Origin of the sequence: Neorhizobium alkalisoli, assembly GCF_007829835.1 — a bacterium.
Classification (GTDB): Bacteria; Pseudomonadota; Alphaproteobacteria; order Rhizobiales; family Rhizobiaceae; genus Neorhizobium.
This window is the reverse complement of the sequence record NZ_VIWP01000003.1, coordinates 336,133-353,625: the sequence shown is the minus strand read 5'-3', so window position 1 is coordinate 353,625 and position 17,493 is coordinate 336,133. Positions and strand designations below refer to the sequence as shown.

The window sequence follows — 17,493 nt, the reverse complement described above, 5'->3', positions numbered from 1 at the left end:
TGATATGCCGGATGTCACCCGTCTGTCCGTCCGCAACATCCGCAAGAGTTTTGGCACGCATGAAGTGCTGCGCGGCATTTCGCTCGACGCGCGCGATGGCGACGTGATTTCGCTGCTCGGCGCTTCGGGTTCCGGAAAATCCACGTTTTTGCGCTGCATCAACCTGCTCGAGATTGCCAGCGACGGCGAGATCATCGTGGATGGCGAACCGATCCGGATGATCCACAAAAACGGTGTCAGCCGGCCGGCCAGCCGCAAGCAGGTGGATCATATCCGCTCCGAACTCGGCATGGTGTTCCAGGGGTTCAATCTCTGGTCCCACATGACCATCCTGCAGAATGTCATCGAAGGGCCGGTGCATGTGCTGAAACGCGCCAAGGCCGATTGTATCGCCGAGGCGGAGGCGCTTCTCGAAAAGGTCGGCATTGCCGATAAACGCCACGCCTATCCGGCCCATCTTTCCGGCGGCCAGCAGCAGCGCGCGGCAATCGCCCGTGCGCTTGCGATGAAACCGAAGGTGATGCTGTTCGACGAACCGACATCGGCGCTCGACCCGGAACTGGTCGGTGAAGTGCTGCGGGTCATGCGGGCACTGGCGGAGGAGGGGATGACCATGCTGGTCGTCACTCATGAGATGAGTTTTGCCCGCAATGTCTCCAACCGCGTCGTTTTCATGCGCGAGGGGCTTGTGGAGAGCAGCGGTTCGCCCGACGAGATGTTCGGAGGCGGCGCTTCGCCGGCCTTCCGCCAGTTCATCGGCCATTTTGGAAATTCGCAGTGACAATATCGATCGAAAAGACCGTTTCGTGGCGCGACATCGCAAGCGTCGCCGCCGGTGAAAATTTTGTGCTTTCCGAGGCCGCACAGCAGCGTATTGCCGAGGCCCGGCGCATCGTTGAGGGCCTGGTCGAAAGCGGTGTGCGAGCCTATGGCATCACGACGGGGGTCGGCGCTCTCTCGGACACGGTCGTCGATCGCGCCGCCCAGAGCAGGCTGTCGCGCAATATCGTGCTCAGCCATGCCTGCGGCGTTGGCCCGTTGCTGAGTGCGCGAGAAGTGCGGGCGGTAATTGCCGCGCAGATCGCCAATTTTGCGCACGGCCATTCCGGTGTGCGGCCGGAGGTGATCCGATATCTCACTCTGTTCCTGAATGAGGATTACATTCCGGATGTGCCTTCGAAGGGATCGGCCGGCTATCTCACGCACAACGCGCATACGGCTCTGGTGCTGATTGGTGAGGGGCATGCGACGGTCAAGGGCGATCGGCTCACCGGCCGCGAAGCGCTGGCCGCGATTGGGCTTCAGCCGCTGGAACTGGTCGCCAAGGAGGGCTTGAGCCTCGTCAACGGCACGGCCTGCGCAACCGGGCTTTCTTCGCTCGCGCTTTCGCGTGCGGAAAATCTGCTGGACTGGGCCGATACGATTGCGGCGCTGACGCTGGAAGCCGCCGGCTGCCAGATGACGGCTTTCGACGAAGCGGTTCTGGCGCTGCGGTCATCGGCCGGGATTGCCAAGGTCGGCGCAAAACTGCGTGACCGTCTGGCGGGAAGCAGCATTATTGCCGCCGCTGTCGGGCGGCGGACGCAGGATGCACTCAGTCTGCGCTCCATACCGCATGCCCATGGCGCGGCCTGGGATGTGTTCGATGTGACCGGCCGCATCGTCGATCAGGAACTGGCCTCGGTGACGGACAACCCTGCCGTGGCGGGAACACCCGAAGATCCGCTTGTCTGGTCGGAGGCGCATGCGGTGGCGCCTGCGCTGGGGCAGGCGGCGGACAGTCTGGCGATTGCGATTGCCCAGATCGCGGCGATGAGCGAGCGCCGCATCGACCGGCTCGTCAATCCGCTGGTGAGCGGCCTTCCGCCCTTCCTCGCCAGCGATGCCGGCAGCCATTCCGGCTTCATGATCGCCCAGTATACGGCAGCGGCGCTTGTCAACGACAACCGGCGGCTGGCGGCGCCTGCGGCCACAGATGGTGGCCTGACCTCGGCACTGCAGGAGGATTTTCTGGCGCATCCGACGGCCGCCGCCAACAAGCTTCTCTCCATCCTCGACAATGCTGAATACATTTTGGCGATCGAGCTGATGGCCGCCGTGCAGGCGCAGGATTTTCTGTGCGACACGCTGTCGCCGGCCTCGGGCACAAAAATTGTCCGCGATCTCGTGCGGTCGCGGGTAGCCCGTTACGACGACGATCGCCCCCTGTCGTGTGACATGGAAGCCCTGCGGCAGCTGATCGCCACGACCACGCCTCCGGATAGTCCTTCCGACTGATCCAAGCAAACATCCAGCACCCGGATCAATCCACTTATATGATGTGATATTCTGCCTTTGCAGCGCCAAGCGCCGCAATGGCGCCGATAGCTTGCGGCAATTGGGTGGAATCCCCAGCAAAGCTTATTGACCTTCCATGGTCACCTTATAGTATAAGCTTAGCCATCATGTATGATGAGGTGCCTTGACGGGTATCCGGGCATCCTAGGGAGGATAAATGCTGAAAAGATTGTTGCTGACCGGCGCTGCCGGTGGCGTGGGTCGTGCTATCCGGCCGCTCTTGGGCACGCTCGCCGAAGAGGTCGTTTTGTCCGACCTTGCCGAAATCACGGATGCAGGTGCGACGGAAAGCTTCGTCCAATGTGATCTCGCCGATGCGGCAGGCGTGTCGAAAATGGTGGAAGGTGTCGATGGCATCATTCATCTCGGCGGCGTTTCGGTCGAGCGTCCCTTCGATCTGATCCTGCAGGGCAATATCGTCGGCGTCCACAATCTCTATGAAGCCGCGCGCCGTCACGGCAAGCCGCGCATCGTGTTTGCCAGCTCCAATCATGTCGTCGGGTATTATCGTCGCGACGAACATCTCGACAACACGGTCGCGCCAAAACCCGATTCGATCTATGGGGTCTCGAAGGTGTTCGGCGAGGCAATTGCCAGCATGTATTGGGACAAGTTTGGTCAGGAGACGCTGTCGATCCGGATCGGCTCCTGTTTCGAAAAGCCGATGAACACGCGCATGCTTGCCACCTGGCTCAGCGCCCGCGATTTCGTTTCGCTCTGCGGCCGCGCCTTTGTGACGCCGCGGCTCCAGCATACGGTCGTTTATGGCGCTTCGGCCAATGACGAGCAGTGGTGGGACAATAGCAAGGCCGGTTTTCTCGGCTGGAGCCCGCAGGATACTTCCGCAAAATGGCGCGCTGAAGTAGAAGCATCTGCACGCGACAATCCGTCGGATCCCGCGGTGATCTATCAGGGCGGTGCCTTCACCACGGCCGGTCATCCCAACGACGCCTGATCGCGGTATTTCATGTCTTATCTCCCACGGTTGAGGCGGGGGAGAACCGAGGAGTTTGACAATGACGATCTACCAGAACCTGATCGCCGGCGAATGGGTTGGCGCAGAGGCGAGCGAAAATATCAGTCCTTCCAATACCGGCGATGTCGTCGGGCTTTACGCCACCGGCAATGCCGAGGACACCAAGGCGGCGATTGCTGCCGCCAAGGCCGCATTTCCGGCCTGGGCGCGTTCCGGCATTCTCGAACGCCATGCGATCCTGAAAAAGACCGCGGACGAAATTCTTGCCCGCAAGGAAGAGCTCGGAAAACTGCTCGCCCGCGAAGAGGGTAAGATCCTGCCCGAGGCGATCGGCGAAGTGACCCGCGCCGCCCAGATCTTTGACTTTTTTGCAGGTGAAGCGCTGCGCCTTACCGGTGAGATCGTGCCGTCCGCACGTCCGGGCATCACCGTCGATATCACCCGCGAGCCGATCGGCGTCGTCGGTATCATCACGCCCTGGAACTTTCCGATCGCCATTCCGGCCTGGAAGATCGCCCCGGCGCTCTGCTACGGCAATACGGTCGTGTTCAAGCCGGCCGAACTGGTTCCGGGCTGCGCCTGGGCGATCGTCGACATCCTTCACCGTGCCGGTCTGCCGAAGGGCGTGCTGAACCTCGTGATGGGCCGCGGCTCTGTCGTCGGTCAGGCCATGCTCGACAGCAAGGATCTTTCGGGCATCACCTTCACGGGCTCGACCGGCACCGGCAAGCGCGTGGCGCTCGCCTCGATCGAACACAATCGCAAATTCCAGCTGGAAATGGGCGGCAAGAATCCGATGATCGTGCTCGACGATGCCGATCTGTCGGTCGCTGTCGAGGCGGCGGCCAATTCCGGTTTCTTCTCGACCGGCCAGCGTTGCACCGCCTCGTCGCGTCTGATCGTCACCGAAGGCATCCATGACAAGTTTGTTGCGGCACTGACGGAAAAGCTGAAGACGCTGAATGTCGACGACGCCTTGAAGGCCGGCACGCATATCGGACCTGTCGTCGACGAGCGGCAGCTGAAGCAGGATACCGATTATATCGAGATCGGTCAGAAGGAGGGCGCCAAGCTTGCCTTCGGCGGCGAGCTGGTCAAGCGTGATACGCCCGGTTTCTATCTGCAGCCGACCCTGTTCACCGAAGCCAATAACGACATGCGCATTTCCCGCGAGGAGATTTTTGGGCCGGTCGTCAGCGTCATCCGCGCCAAGGACTATGATGAAGCCTTGGTGATCGCCAATGACACGCCTTTCGGTCTGTCGGCCGGTATTGCCACGACGAGCCTGAAATATGCCTCGCATTTCAAGCGCAATTCGGAAGCCGGCATGGTGATGGTAAACCTGCCGACCGCTGGCGTCGATTTCCACGTTCCGTTCGGCGGCCGCAAGGCTTCGTCCTTCGGTCCGCGTGAGCAGGGCAAATATGCGGCGGAGTTCTTTACCGTCGTGAAGACGGCTTATACGCTGCCGTAACGGTTTGAAAATTTCGGGATGGCGGCGGAAACGCCGCCATCTCCGGCTTTAAGACTATTCGATCGTCTCGTGGCTATCGGCCTTGCCCTTAGCCCAGTAGCCGGCGGCCTTGAGCCAGGACAGCTTATGACCGCGCTTTTCGACCAGATGGGTGCGCACGGCGCGGGCGACGGAGCCCTCGGCGGCGATCCAGACGAATGTGTCCGGCGTCAGCTCGATCGCGTCGAGTGCGGCGATGATCGGTGCGGCATCGGTTGCCGAAGACAGCGGGCGATGGACCCAGCTGATGGCGAGCGCTGCCTTGGTGTCGAAACGCTGCTCTTCCGCAGGGCCTTCGATCGCCGCGACGACTGCGATCGTCTCATCGGCGCCGGCTTCCTCGATGCGTCTTCCGATGGCGGGCAAAGCGGTTTCGTCGCCGATCAGGATCCAGCGCTTCACACCGCTAATAACAGCCGAACCACGCGGGCCGCCGATGGTAAGTGACGTACCGGGCCGGGCTTCCAGCGCCCATTGGGTGGCCGGTCCCGCTTCATGGACGGCGAAATCGAGAACGAGGCGGCGTGCTTCGGTGTCGTAACGGCGTGGCGTGTAATCGCGCCGTTCCGGTTCGCCGTTCTCGACCGCGAGGAAAAGCTTGACGTGGTCGTCCGGTGCCGCGCTGATGAAATCAGCAAGGTCGTCGCTCGTCAGCGTGATGCGCAGCATGTTGGGCGTGACGTTTTCCACGGTCTCGACGGTCAGCTCGCGGCGTTTCAGCTCGTGGCGAACACGCTGGATGTTTGGAACCGGAGAGCCGGTGTCATTCTGTGTGCTGGAGATGTCGTTCATCTTTGTCCTTTCCGGAGGCAAGAGGTGCCGACCTGCGGGACGCGACCGCGCAGACCGAAACCGGATCGCCCGATCGATCAAGCGCGTTGAGTGACGTTAACGCTTACGTGCCGGAGCATATGCTGCAACAATACCGGTCTAGCTAGGGTAGGATCACGCCCGGAGCAAGAGAAAGATGATTTTTATAGTCATCTTTTCGTGAGCTTGAGATACCGAAGAAAAGGCGACTGGATGGCGAATAGCCCTGCAATCCGGGCATGTTTTGCGGCTGAACTGCCAGTCGGACCGTCGTAAAGTTGCGTTGCGCGGCATTTAAGCACTATTCCTGCTGTCCGCTCTTCGAATATGAGGGGGCGCCTCATGTTTGGCTTTTGCCGCATTCGCTGCCCGATCATTTCCTCTGCAGGTTTTCATGCTGTCGCGCTTCTTTTCCTATTACCGTCCCTATCGCACGCTTTTCCTCGTGGATTTTTTCTGCGCGATCCTGTCGGGCCTGTTGGAACTCGGTTTTCCGATGGCGGTAAAACTGTTCGTCGACCGGCTGCTCCTGTCCCAGGAATGGCTGCTGATCCTGCTCGCCTCCGCGGCCCTTTTTGTCGTCTATATCGTCAATACGGGGCTGATGGCGGTCGTCACCTATTGGGGACATATGCTCGGCATTAATATCGAGACCGATATGCGCCGGGCAGCCTTCAATCATATGCAAAAACTGTCCTTCCGGTATTTCGACAACCAGAAGACCGGCGTTCTGGTCGGAAAACTGACCAAGGATCTGGAAGAGATCGGCGAGGTTGCCCATCATGGTCCGGAAGATCTGTTCATCGCGCTGATGACCTTTGCCGGCGCACTCATTCTGATGTTTTCCGTCAATTGGCAGCTTGCCGTGATCACTGCGATCGTCGTGCCACTGACCGCCTGGGCGACCAGCCGTTACGGCAGCCGGATGACCGCAAATTTCCACCGGCTGTTCATGCGGGTCGGCGATTTCAACACGCGGATCGAGGAAAATGTCGGCGGCATGCGGGTCGTGCAGGCTTTTGCCAACGAGGCGCATGAACAGGCGCTGTTCGAAAGCGACAACCAGAACTATCGCCGCGTCAAACTGGAAGCCTATCGCATCATGGCGGCCAGTACCTCGTTCAGCTATATGAGCATGCGCCTGACACAGATGATCGTCATGGTCGCCGGCGCCTATTTCGTCCTGAGCGGCCAGCTGACGGCCGGCGGTTTTATCGGCTTCCTGCTTCTGGTCAGCGTCTTCTTCCGCCCGGTGGAAAAGATCAATTCGGTCATCGAGACCTATCCGAAGGGCATGGCCGGTTTCCGCCGTTTCCTCGAACTGATCGACACGGCCCCGGATATCGCCGATGCGCCTGACGCCGTTGAAGTCGGCAGCCTCAAGGGGGATATCGTCTACAAGGACGTCACCTTCGGTTATACGCCTGACAAGCCGGTCTTTTCGCATGTCGATCTGACCATTCGGGCCGGTGAGACGATTGCATTTGTTGGCCCGTCGGGGGCGGGCAAGACGACGCTCTGCTCGCTTCTGCCGCGTTTCTACGAGGTCGATAGCGGCCGGATCTCCATCGATGGCATCGATATCCGCAAGATGACGCAGCGGTCGCTCCGCCAGCAGATCGGCATCGTGCAGCAGGACGTTTTCCTGTTCGGCGGCACGATCCGCGAGAACATCGCCTATGGCCGGCTTGGCGCGAGCGAGGCTGATATCGTGGAGGCAGCCAAGCGGGCGCGTCTGGAGGACATGCTGGCGCGTCTGCCCGATGGCCTTGATACCGTGATCGGCGAGCGTGGCGTCAAACTTTCGGGCGGCCAGAAGCAGCGTGTGGCGATCGCCCGCATGTTCCTCAAGAATCCGCCGATCCTGATCCTCGACGAGGCAACCTCGGCGCTCGATACCGAGACCGAACGGGCGATCCAGCGGTCGCTGTCGGAACTTGCCGTCGGCCGCACGACGCTGGTCATCGCCCATCGTCTTGCCACCATTCAGGGCGCAGATCGGATTGTCGTCATCGATGAAAGCGGTATTGCCGAGCAGGGAACCCATCAGGACCTGATGGCCGGTCGCGGCCTCTATAACAGGCTGCATACGGCACAGCACGGTTGAGGATAACGAAACGCGGGACCGGGGAAGGGCGGTTTGCACAGGTCGTGCAGGCCGGGGATTGAAGACCCGAATTAAACTTGATAATAAGATACTAGTTTTTCGGGATCAAAGCGCGACATGAGTTTCCAGCCGCGAATGAGCAATCAGATCGAGGGCTTTTCCGTCGTCGGCGGCCTGCGCCGTCGCTACTGGAATGGCATTACCGCCGATCTCTGGGATGTCGAATGCGCCTCCTATGCCGGCGGCCATTATGTGGCGCAGGATCCGCGCCTGTTCATCCTGCTCGACCATCGCGGCGAGGGACGGCCGACGGTCAAAGTGTCGCCGAAAGCCGGTGGCGCTCAGAAGGACCGGCGTGAAAGCCCGATCTCCTATATTCCCGCTGACATGGATCTCTGGCTCGATATCAACGGTGTCCAGTCGATCCGTCACCTCGACATCCATTTCGATGCCGATACGGTGCGTCGGCGGCTGCAGGAGGAGATCGATCCGCAGCGGTTGAAGGAGCCACAGCTTCTGTTCTCCGATCCGCGGATCATGTCGCTTGCCGAGTTGATCGCCGCCGAGATCGCCAATCCCGAGCCGCTGCACGATTTGTATGGCGATGGGCTTGCGATCGCGCTTCTGGTCGATGTCTTGAAGATCGTCAAATCAGAGCAGCGCAAGCGCGGGGCGCTCGCCCCCTGGCAGCTGAAGCGGGTCACCCAGTTCATCGAGGAAAACTGCCTGCGCGGCATTCGTCTGCAGGAACTGGCACAGGTGACCGGCCTGTCGCAATCGCATTTCAGCCATTCGTTCAAGGCCTCGACCGGCATGGCGCCGCACGAATGGCAGATGAAGGCGCGGCTCAATCGTGCCAAGCAGCTCTTGCTTACCTCCGATGAGCCGCTGACGGTCGTGGCCGCCGAGGCGGGGTTTGCCGATCACGCGCATTTCACGCGCGTCTTCCGCAAGCATATGGGCGTTGCGCCATCGCAGTGGAAAAAGGCGCAGCGTAGCTGATTTTGCGTCATGTTTGATGATTGACGCATAAAAGACGCACCCGTTCCAAAACTTGTCGAGATTTGCCCAGTTTCGCAAACTTTGCCCAAAACCGTTCAAGTCTCTTGGATCAGGGCAAGCGCAATCGTGAAAATTGAGTTAATCACTCAGCTATTAAATTGGCCGTAAGTGAGGCCGGAGTGGGGCAAATTGATGAGTGAAAAGACAATGATTCGCGCAAGAATGGCGGCACTGGGGACAAGCGCCGCAATGATCGCGCTGTGCGTTTCCTTTAATGCGCAGGCCCAGCAGGCCGATGCGCAGGCTGCCGGCGGCACGACGCTGGCGCCGATCGTTCTTCAGGGCGAAGGCGAGTCCGGCACCGGCCCGATCAAGGGTTATGTCGCGAAGAAGACCACGACCGGCTCCAAGACGGCGACCCCCATCAACGAAATCCCTCAGAGCGTTTCGGTCATTGGCCGTGACGAGCTTGATGATCGTGGTGTCATCACCAAGGTCGATGAAGCTCTTTCCTATACGCCCGGCATTCTCACCCAGCCTTACGGCGCCGATCCGGATACCGATTGGCTCTACATCCGCGGTTTCGATGCCAGCCAGACGGGTCTCAGCCTCGACAACCTGCCTTTCACCAGCACGGCCTACGGCAATTTCCAGATCGACGCCTTTGCGCTTGAGCGCATCGAAGTCCTTAAAGGTCCGGCATCGGTTCTGGTCGGCGGTGCAAACGCCGGCGGTGTGGTCAACCTTGAGCGCAAGCGTCCGACGGACCAGCCGTATTTCTATACCGAGACCGGTATCAACAGCGATGGCAATGCCTTCGGCGGCTTCGATATTTCCGACAAGTTCAGCGAGGACGGTGTCGTCAGCTATCGCCTGACCGGCAAGGTCGCCGGCGGCGATGGGTATGTCGATTACACGAAGGACCTGCGCGGTTTCATCATGCCGCAGATCACCTTCGCGCCGACCGACGCGACGAGCCTCAACGTCTATGCCTATGTCAGCGGTCTGGACCAGACGCATACGACGAACGGCCTACTTCCCTATGAGGGAACTGTTGTCGCCAACCCGGTCTATGGCAAGATCGGCCGTGACCAGTATCTCGGCAACGAAGATTACGACATCGGCAAGGCCAACCAGACCATGGTCGGCTACGAGTTCAACCACGAATTCGAAGGTGGCTGGAAGTTCACCCAGAACGCCCGTTACGCCAACCTCTACAAGCGCGAGCGTTACGTCTACGCCTTCGACTTCGACCAGACGGATGCGCTGATCGGCCGTTATGCGGAAGACATCACGTCGCGTGCAAACGCCTTCAACATGGACAACCGCCTCGAAAACGATTTCGATATCGGCGGTGCGAACCACACGATCATGCTCGGCGTCGATTATCGCTACTACCGTCTCGATACCGACAAGTATGCCGGCTTCCCGACCTCGATCGATCCGCAGAACCCGGTTTACGGTCCCGATCCGGTCCTTTCGCCCGGCTCGCACCAGATCGTCACCATGAACCAGGTCGGTGCCTATGCGCAGGACCAGATCCGCTTCGGCGACGGTTTTATTGCGACCTTCAACGGCCGTTACGACTATCTGCATAGCGAAGCCAACGACCTGAACGGCGTCATGACGAACTACTCGTCCGACGACCATGCCTGGAGCGGTCGCGCCGGTATCGCTTATGAGTTCAAGAACGGTGTGACGCCCTATGCAAGCGTTGCCACCTTCTTCAGCCCGCTCGTCGGCACCAGCGTCGATGGTCCTCTGAAGCCGGAAGAAGGCGAACAGTACGAAGTCGGCGTCAAGTATGAACCGACCTGGTTCGACGGCATGCTGACCGCGTCGCTCTTCCAGATCGACAAGGACAATTACACCGTCAGCGTTCCCGGCATCGGCGACCAGCAGCTCGGCAATGTCCGTTCGCGCGGTTTCGAACTGGAAGCCAAGGTCAATCTCGACCAGAACTGGAAGGCGATCGGCTCGTTCTCCTATACGGATGTCGAGTTCACCAAATATCCGGGCAGCCCGGACATGGTCGGCAACACGCCTTACGTCGTTCCGGCGACCACGGCCGGCCTGTGGCTGGACTACACTGTCACCGAAGGTGCGCTTGAAGGCCTCGGCCTCGGTGCCGGCGTGCGGTATCGCGGCAAGTCCTGGGCGGACAATGCCAACACGCTGCGCGTAGACGATGCGACGGTCTTCGATGCCGGCATCCACTACGAGAAGAACGACTGGAAGGCGTCGCTCAACGTCACCAACCTGTTCGACAAGGATTTTGTCGCCGGTTGCGCAACCCAGTATTTCTGCGGTTACGGCCAGGCTCGTACCTTCACGCTCAAGCTGAGCAAGGTTTGGTAAGTTGACAAACTGAGTGAAGTTTTGCAGGAAGGCCCTACGGGGCCTTTCTTTTTGCCCGCACCAAAAATGTTGCAAGGAACGACTCAATGATGATCGACAGGTTCACCCTTTCCGGCAAGGCTGTTCCAGTGGATGCGGAGCGCATGCTCTGCGAAATCTGCAGCCATTTCGTGGAGCATAGCGAAGTCAAGCGCGAGGGCGACCACGTCAAGCTCGAGAGCGAGGCGGGCGAGGCGAGCTTCCGCAAGCAGAACGGTTGCCTGTCGATCGATCTGTCCTGCCCCTCGGCGCATATGCTGCAGCTGGTGCGCAGCTCGATAGCCGAACATCTCTTCATGTTTGCCGGCGAGGAGCCGCTGGAACTGAACTGGGCAGATGAGGCGCCGGCAACGCCGCTGCCGGATCTTAGCGAAGTCCGCGTTGTCGCCGTCAACCAGATCACGCCGCATATGCGCCGCCTGACCGTCGCCTGCGCCGACGTTGCCCGGTTTGCCTGCGAGCACATGCATGTGCGCCTGCTGATCCCTGTCAAGGGTCGCGCGCCGGTCTGGCCGTTGACCATGCCGGACGGACGTCTCGGCTGGTACCGGCAGGAAGACCGTATGGCGATCCGCATCTACACGATCCGCAGCGTCGATATCGAACGCGGCGAGATGGATATCGATTTCGTCCTGCATGAAAGCGACGGCAAGGGAATGCCGGGCGCCGAATTCGGCCGCACCGCTCAGGTCGGCGATGTTGCCGGTATTCTGGGACCGGGCGGTGGTGGCGTTCCGGACGCAACCGATATCATTCTGGCCGGCGACGAGACGGCCTTGCCGGTCATCTCCCGTATCGCGGCCGAGGCACCTGCCGACAAGCGGATGAAGATCATTCTTGAAGTCGACAGCGCCGACTGCGAGCTGCCGATTATCTCTGCTGCCTCGATCGAGTTTCAGTGGCTGCATCGCAACGGTGCGGCGCCGGGCACGAGCGGTCTGCTTGAGCCGGTCGTCAAGGCCGCCATCCTCGATGCCACGCCGGAGACGCATGTCTGGCTCGGTTGCGAGAAGAAGGAAGCGCGGCCGGTTCGCGACTTCCTGAAGAAGCGCAGCCATAACCGGCAGCTGATGTATATTGTCGGCTACTGGCAGCGCGACAACGATCACCATCACTGATCGGCAGAGCGCCGTCTTACATTTTCAGGATCGCGGTTTCGGCAAGCGTTGCGCCGGCGTTGTCTGGCGCTCGGCGTAAGGCTGCGCGGCCTGAGGCTGTTAAGGAAATGGTGCCCCTGCCTAGGAATTGAACCTGGATCGGCTACAAACGGGGTAGCTGCTCTGGCATTGAGCTACGAGGGGCGTGCATCCCTCTTGCCAGCATAAAGCCGGGCGCACAACCACAACTGATGCGGATGGTTATCCGGTAACGTTAAGATGAGAAAAGTGGAGAAGTGGGCAGGACTTGAACCTGCATGCACGGACGTGCAATCCGCACCATAGACGTTTCTGGCACCACTTCAGTGTCACCAATATGTGATCGATTTCTAAAGAAACTGTTAATTTTGCGAGCCTGTGCAGGGTATTGTCTCGCACTCCTAAGTTAATACATGTTTAAGTCTGTTTGTTTACTTTTGGAAAATGAGCAAACCGGCGCCCCACTTTCTGCATTTTCTGGCAGTCATGCTGGCAATGCTTGTCGGGCCAGCCGCAGAGGCGGCGGAAACGCAGCCCTGGAAGGATCCGAGCCGGCCGCTCGTGGTCGATGCCTATGAGCTCAATGCGATCGACTGGCAGGCGCTCCTGACCGACAAGAGGATTGCCGGTTTCATCCACAAGGCGTCCGACGGTCTTCCCGAGAGCTATTCCTGCAAGGAGCCGCATGCGGGCGACAGCGTTGCGCATTGCAAGACGATGTGGCGCAAATATGCGGTGAGCCGCGAGCTTTTCCAGACGCGCAAACTTGTTGCCCGTTCCGCCGGCCTGCTCTGGGGCGCCTATCATCTGGCGCGGCCGGGCAATCCGATCGATCAGGCCAATCATTTCCTGGATTATGCCGAGCCGGATGACAAGGACCTGATGGTGCTCGATATCGAGGACCTCGGCGAAAAATTCATGTCGCTGGAGGATGCCGAGATCTTTGTCCGGCATATCAAGGCGCGAACCGGCCGTTATCCGATCCTCTACACCAATCATAATGTGGCCCGGTATATCGCTGCCAGAAGCTTGGATTTCGCGCTGCTCTCACGCCTGCCGATCTGGTATGCGCGCTACCGGCCGGATGTTTCCGGCGTGTTTCCGATCGGCAGCTGGTCGAGCTATTTCCTCTGGCAGTTTTCCTCGGCGGCGAACTGTTCGCAGCGCAAATGTCCCTATCGCGTTCCCGGCACGGCAACGGATATCGACGTCAATGTCGCTGCCATGGATACCGAGGAGCTGAAGAAGGTCTGGGCACAGGGCACGCTTTTGCCTTCCAACCATCCGGATCTCGACCTGATGGCTTTCTCCGAAACAGCTTACAAGCCCTTCTGAAACGAATATCGCGCAGGGCCGGAGCGCCTGCGCGATATTTTTCGATCGGAAAATGGCTTGGTTTAAGCCGAAGGCTGCTTCGTCTTGCGCAGATAGGGCAGGACCGTATCGAACGAACCGAAGCGGGTGATCGCATCCTCATTGGAGACCGCAGCCGTGATGATGACGTCATCGCCCTGCTGCCAGTTGGCCGGCGTTGCGACCTGATGCTTGGCCGTCAACTGGATCGAGTCGATTGCGCGCAGGATCTCGTTAAAGTTGCGGCCCGTCGTCATCGGGTAGGTGAGGATCAGCTTGATCTTCTTGTCGGGGCCGATGACGTAGACGGAACGGACGGTGGCATTGTCAGCAGGCGTGCGGCCTTCGGAAGAATTGCCGGCGCCGGCGGGCAGCATGTCATAAAGCTTGGCGACATTGAGGTCCTTGTCGCCGATCAGCGGGTAGTCGACCTCGAAACCGGTCGCGGTCTTGATATCGGCCTTCCACTTGGCATGGCTTTCAACCGGATCGACGGAAATGCCGATTACCTTGACGCCACGCTTGCGGAACTCGCCCTCGAGGCCGGCCATCGTGCCGAGCTCGGTCGTGCAGACCGGGGTAAAGTTCTTCGGGTGCGAGAAGAGGACGGCCCAGCCGTCGCCGATCCAGTCGTGGAAATGCAGCTCACCCTGGGTGGTGTCGGCGGTGAAATCCGGTGCTACGTCGTTGATACGAAGGCTCATATGTCGGCTCCCTTTACGTGGTCTTCTGGCGACCGCTTGTTCGGGCAGGATACTAGCGGCTCGTGACACGAACACCACATCATTTGTTCCAAAAATGGTGGCGATCGAAACGAAACTCTTTTCTCTGGAGGCGGGTTTCGCAAAGTTCTTATCCCCACCTAATGGGCAGGGGCATCTCCGCCGCCATTCAGGTCGATCTTGCGCAGGATCAGCGCGAGCGGAATGGTGCAGGCCGAAATGATCGCGAGCGTATAGAAGACGTCGACATAGGCGAGGTAACTTGCCTGTTCCTGCACCTGCTGGCCGATCATGCCAAAAGCCTGTTGCTGGGCATCCGCCATCGTCGCTCCACGTTCGGTGAAGAAATGCTGCAGGTTGCGCATGGTCTCGATATAGGCCGGGTCGGAGGGAACGACATGTTCGACCAGCCGGCTCTGGTGCCATTGTTCGCGATGCGCCAGCACGTTGGTGGCGATCGACACGCCGATCGAACCGCCGGTATTGCGCGCCGCATTGATCAGCGCGGAGGCCTGGTCGGTCTGGTCGGGCCGCAGTCCGTCATAGGAGGCTGACGTGATCGGGATGAAGATCAGCGGCAGGCCGAGGCCAAGAATGCAGCGTGACCAGACGAAGAAACCGAAGTTCAGATCCGGATTGAGCCGCGTCATGTCATACATCGAGAAGGCGATGATCGCGGCTCCGATGGCGATCAGGTATTTCGGCTGAACGAGGCCGGAAAGCCTGCCGGCCGTGAACATCATCACCATGGTCACCAGGCCGCCGGGTGAAAGAGCCAGGCCCGACCAGGTGGCGGTATAGCCGAAATTCTCCTGCAGAACCTGCGGTACGAACTGGGTCGTGCTGTAGAGGATCGCACCGGTTGCGAGCATCACGAGAATGCAGGAGCCGAACTGCCGGGTGGCGATCAGCCTTGCGTCGACGATCGGGTTTTTCGCCGTCATCAGCCATGGGATTGCAGCGACGAAGGCGGCAAAGCAGATGACCGTGGTGATGATGATAAAATTCGAATCGAACCAGTCTTCCGTCTGGCCGCGGTCGAGGATCAGCTCGAGTGCGCCTAAAAAGGTGGCGACGAGCAGGAAGCCGATCAAATCGAAGCGGATCTTCTTTTTCCGCATGTCCTCGCGTTTCTTGCGGGCCTCGTCGGATTCCTGAACGAGGAAATAGACAAGCGTGAAGGCGATCGCGCCGACCGGGCCATTGATCAGAAAACACCAGTGCCAGGAGAAATTGTCGGAGATATAGCCACCGAGCGTCGGGCCGATGACCGGCGCCACGACAACCGCCACCCCGAAGATCGCAAAGGCCTGGCCGCGCTTGTTCGGCGGAAAGCTGTCCGTCAGGATCGACTGCGAGACCGGCACCATGCCGCCGCCGGCAAAACCCTGGATCATGCGGAAGATAAGAAGCGAGGGCAGGTTCCAGGCGAGGCCGCACGCAACCGAAGCCAGCGTGAAGGTCGCAAGGCAAAGGAGATAGAAACGACGGCGGCCAAAACGCTGGGCGATGAAGCTCGACGCGATCAGCACGATGGCGTTGGAAACGAGATAGGTCGTGACTACCCACGAGGCCTCGTCCGAACTGATCGCCAGCCCGCCGGAAATATAGCGCAGCGCGACGTTGGCGATTGTCGTGTCGAGCACTTCCATGAAGACGGCGACGGCAACGACGACCGCCACAAGCCATGGATTGGTGGTTCGGCCAGCGCTTCTTGCGCCGGAGCCGCCCATTGCAGCTGCGTCTGCCATGTCAGATCCTCATCAGGTCCAGATCAGTTCCGCGGGCGGACGGTGACGGTCGGAAGCACGGACATGCCGGGTCCTATCGAGACATCCTGCGGCCAGTGATCGACGGTGATCTTGACGGGCACGCGCTGGGTCACCTTGACGTAATTGCCGGTGGCATTTTCCGCCGGCAGAAGCGAGAAGGCGGTTCCAGATCCCGGTTGTACCGAGGCGATCTTGCCTGTCAGCTGATGATCCGGATAGGCATCGATCGTCAGATTGACAGTCTGGCCCGGCCGCATGTCGGCGAGCTGGGTTTCCTTGAAGTTCGCGGTCACCCAGATATCGTCCGGCACGAACATGGCGACGGCCTGGCCGGCTTCCACGAACTGGCCCTTTGAACCGCTGAGCTTGACGATCCGGCCGGGCTGGGCGGCGGTGAGGGTCGTGTAGCTGAGGTTCTGCTCGGCCGTTTCCTTCTGCGCTTCCGCTTCCTTGAGGCTTGCTTGAGCACTGTTGCGCTGAGCCTCCGCGGCCGCCTTGTTCTTCATGGCCGAGGTTATGCTGGCCTGGGCCTGCGCATTGGCGGCATCGGCCTGACGCAGGTTCGATTCCGATTGCTGCGAGGTCTGCAGGCTACCTGCGCCGCCCTGAAGCAGCTGCCGCTGGCGGTTTGCCTCGTCACGGGCAAATTGCAGTGCCGCAGCCGAAGAGTTCTGCTGTGCACGGGCTTCGTCCACGGAAGCGCCTGCGACTTCGATCTGCGCTTCGGCATTGGCAATCGAAGCCTTTGCGGATTGCACCTGGGCGTTCGCCTGGTCGACCGCGATCTGGTAATCGCGCGGCGCGATCTTTGCGATCACATCGCCGGCCGCGACATGCTGGTTGTCGGTCGCCTGAATGTCTTCGATATAACCGGAGACCTTTGCGGCGACGGAGAAACTGCGCGCGTCGACAAAGGCGTCGTCGGTTGTTTCATAGGGCTCGTAATAGATCAGCCATACGAAATAACCGGCCACCGCGATGGCAATCACGGCAATGAGGACGATCAGTGTCCAGAGCGGATGGCGGCGGATGATCGAGGGTTTCTTTTCCGCGTCTTCAGGCGCTTCCGGTGTCTGTGCCTGATCCGGCTGGGCTTTTACCTTGCCGGTGTCAATGTCTGTTTCGATGGCTGGATCGGTTGCCGGAACTGTCGGTTTAGCGTCGTCGGGATGACGGAGGGCGCGGGAAGCTGGGGACACGGGAGGGCCTCTGGACGTGGCTGGTGAAGTTTTCGAAACGCCCGGACCAGTCTTATGTTCCGGTTCGGAAGTCTCGAACTCGTGTCGATCAAGCTAGCATTGCCGTTTCCGACCGATCTTGTCGGAATGAATTGCCCCGCGGCGAAAGCGCGCGCGGGGCAAGGTGGGT

Annotated in this window: 13 protein-coding genes and 2 tRNA genes; 9 read left to right on the top strand and 6 right to left on the bottom strand. The window is 60.0% G+C overall.

Annotation, left to right across the window (positions count from 1 at the left end; translation table 11 throughout):
* Positions 1-4: 4 nt before the first annotated feature.
* The 4 genes from FHW37_RS12495 to FHW37_RS12480 all read left to right on the top strand — a co-directional run bounded on the left by FHW37_RS12495 (position 5) and on the right by FHW37_RS12480 (position 4,787).
* Positions 5-781 carry an ABC transporter ATP-binding protein gene (locus tag FHW37_RS12495; RefSeq protein ID WP_145636734.1) on the top strand — a complete coding sequence of 259 codons (777 nt, stop codon included), beginning with the start codon at positions 5-7 and terminating at the stop codon, positions 779-781.
* Entirely contained in the window at positions 778-2,277 is a 1,500-nt protein-coding gene (locus tag FHW37_RS12490) for an HAL/PAL/TAL family ammonia-lyase (protein ID WP_145636731.1), read from the top strand. Before FHW37_RS12495 ends, FHW37_RS12490 begins: the two co-directional genes overlap by 4 nt.
* 217 nt (positions 2,278-2,494) lie before the next feature.
* Positions 2,495-3,292: an NAD-dependent epimerase/dehydratase family protein gene (locus tag FHW37_RS12485; RefSeq protein WP_145636729.1), complete on the top strand. Its 798-nt coding sequence runs from the start codon at positions 2,495-2,497 to the stop codon at positions 3,290-3,292.
* A 61-nt stretch (positions 3,293-3,353) separates the two neighbouring features.
* Positions 3,354-4,787, top strand: a complete 1,434-nt coding sequence (locus FHW37_RS12480) for an aldehyde dehydrogenase family protein (RefSeq protein ID WP_145636726.1) — start codon at positions 3,354-3,356, stop codon at positions 4,785-4,787.
* Between the two features lie 54 nt (positions 4,788-4,841).
* Here FHW37_RS12480 and FHW37_RS12475 read toward each other — a convergent pair whose 3' ends face one another.
* Entirely contained in the window at positions 4,842-5,618 is a 777-nt protein-coding gene (locus FHW37_RS12475; RefSeq protein ID WP_145636723.1) for a siderophore-interacting protein, read from the bottom strand.
* Between the two features lie 412 nt (positions 5,619-6,030).
* Here FHW37_RS12475 and FHW37_RS12470 point away from each other — a divergent pair, with 412 nt between their 5' ends.
* The 4 genes from FHW37_RS12470 to FHW37_RS12455 all read left to right on the top strand — a co-directional run bounded on the left by FHW37_RS12470 (position 6,031) and on the right by FHW37_RS12455 (position 12,260).
* Positions 6,031-7,743 carry an ABC transporter ATP-binding protein gene (locus FHW37_RS12470; protein ID WP_145636720.1) on the top strand — a complete coding sequence of 571 codons (1,713 nt, stop codon included), beginning with the start codon at positions 6,031-6,033 and terminating at the stop codon, positions 7,741-7,743.
* A gap of 117 nt (positions 7,744-7,860) precedes the next feature.
* The gene (locus tag FHW37_RS12465) at positions 7,861-8,745 is read left to right on the top strand and encodes a helix-turn-helix domain-containing protein (protein ID WP_145636717.1); all 885 of its coding nucleotides are present in this window, start codon (positions 7,861-7,863) and stop codon (positions 8,743-8,745) included.
* Between the two features lie 192 nt (positions 8,746-8,937).
* On the top strand, positions 8,938-11,103 hold the full coding sequence (locus FHW37_RS12460) for a TonB-dependent siderophore receptor (RefSeq protein WP_246690751.1): 2,166 nt from the start codon (positions 8,938-8,940) through the stop codon (positions 11,101-11,103).
* A gap of 86 nt (positions 11,104-11,189) precedes the next feature.
* Complete coding sequence (locus FHW37_RS12455; RefSeq protein ID WP_145636714.1) at positions 11,190-12,260, top strand: siderophore-interacting protein; 1,071 nt, start codon at positions 11,190-11,192, stop codon at positions 12,258-12,260.
* A 108-nt stretch (positions 12,261-12,368) separates the two neighbouring features.
* On the opposite strand, the gene FHW37_RS33550 is transcribed toward FHW37_RS12455, so the two are convergent.
* Positions 12,369-12,444, bottom strand: a tRNA-Thr gene (locus tag FHW37_RS33550).
* A gap of 84 nt (positions 12,445-12,528) precedes the next feature.
* Positions 12,529-12,603: transfer RNA gene (locus FHW37_RS33545), tRNA-Cys, on the bottom strand.
* A gap of 119 nt (positions 12,604-12,722) precedes the next feature.
* On the opposite strand from FHW37_RS33545, the gene FHW37_RS12450 reads away from it, so the two are divergent.
* The gene (locus FHW37_RS12450; RefSeq protein WP_145636711.1) at positions 12,723-13,613 is read left to right on the top strand and encodes a glycoside hydrolase family 25 protein; all 891 of its coding nucleotides are present in this window, start codon (positions 12,723-12,725) and stop codon (positions 13,611-13,613) included.
* Between the two features lie 62 nt (positions 13,614-13,675).
* Here the strand turns inward: FHW37_RS12450 and FHW37_RS12445 are convergent, their stop codons facing one another.
* From FHW37_RS12445 to FHW37_RS12435, 3 genes are all read right to left on the bottom strand, one after another.
* Positions 13,676-14,335, bottom strand: coding sequence for a peroxiredoxin (locus tag FHW37_RS12445; RefSeq protein WP_145636708.1), 660 nt, complete (start codon positions 14,333-14,335; stop codon positions 13,676-13,678).
* Between the two features lie 158 nt (positions 14,336-14,493).
* Positions 14,494-16,104, bottom strand: a complete 1,611-nt coding sequence (locus FHW37_RS12440) for a DHA2 family efflux MFS transporter permease subunit (protein ID WP_145636705.1) — start codon at positions 16,102-16,104, stop codon at positions 14,494-14,496.
* A 23-nt stretch (positions 16,105-16,127) separates the two neighbouring features.
* The gene (locus FHW37_RS12435) at positions 16,128-17,324 is read right to left on the bottom strand and encodes an HlyD family secretion protein (protein ID WP_246690750.1); all 1,197 of its coding nucleotides are present in this window, start codon (positions 17,322-17,324) and stop codon (positions 16,128-16,130) included.
* Positions 17,325-17,493 lie beyond the last annotated feature (169 nt).

What these genes read in the sequence shown, in the direction of transcription:
- FHW37_RS12495 (WP_145636734.1), top strand. Translation starts at nt 5, where the DNA reads ATGCCGGATGTCACCCGTCTGTCCGTCCGCAACATCCGCAAGAGTTTT.
- FHW37_RS12485 (WP_145636729.1), top strand. Translation starts at nt 2,495, where the DNA reads ATGCTGAAAAGATTGTTGCTGACCGGCGCTGCCGGTGGCGTGGGTCGT.
- FHW37_RS12480 (WP_145636726.1), top strand. Translation starts at nt 3,354, where the DNA reads ATGACGATCTACCAGAACCTGATCGCCGGCGAATGGGTTGGCGCAGAG.
- FHW37_RS12475 (WP_145636723.1), bottom strand. Translation starts at nt 5,618, where the DNA reads ATGAACGACATCTCCAGCACACAGAATGACACCGGCTCTCCGGTTCCA.
- FHW37_RS12470 (WP_145636720.1), top strand. Translation starts at nt 6,031, where the DNA reads ATGCTGTCGCGCTTCTTTTCCTATTACCGTCCCTATCGCACGCTTTTC.
- FHW37_RS12465 (WP_145636717.1), top strand. Translation starts at nt 7,861, where the DNA reads ATGAGTTTCCAGCCGCGAATGAGCAATCAGATCGAGGGCTTTTCCGTC.
- FHW37_RS12460 (WP_246690751.1), top strand. Translation starts at nt 8,938, where the DNA reads ATGAGTGAAAAGACAATGATTCGCGCAAGAATGGCGGCACTGGGGACA.
- FHW37_RS12455 (WP_145636714.1), top strand. Translation starts at nt 11,190, where the DNA reads ATGATGATCGACAGGTTCACCCTTTCCGGCAAGGCTGTTCCAGTGGAT.
- FHW37_RS12450 (WP_145636711.1), top strand. Translation starts at nt 12,723, where the DNA reads ATGAGCAAACCGGCGCCCCACTTTCTGCATTTTCTGGCAGTCATGCTG.
- FHW37_RS12445 (WP_145636708.1), bottom strand. Translation starts at nt 14,335, where the DNA reads ATGAGCCTTCGTATCAACGACGTAGCACCGGATTTCACCGCCGACACC.
- FHW37_RS12440 (WP_145636705.1), bottom strand. Translation starts at nt 16,104, where the DNA reads ATGGCAGACGCAGCTGCAATGGGCGGCTCCGGCGCAAGAAGCGCTGGC.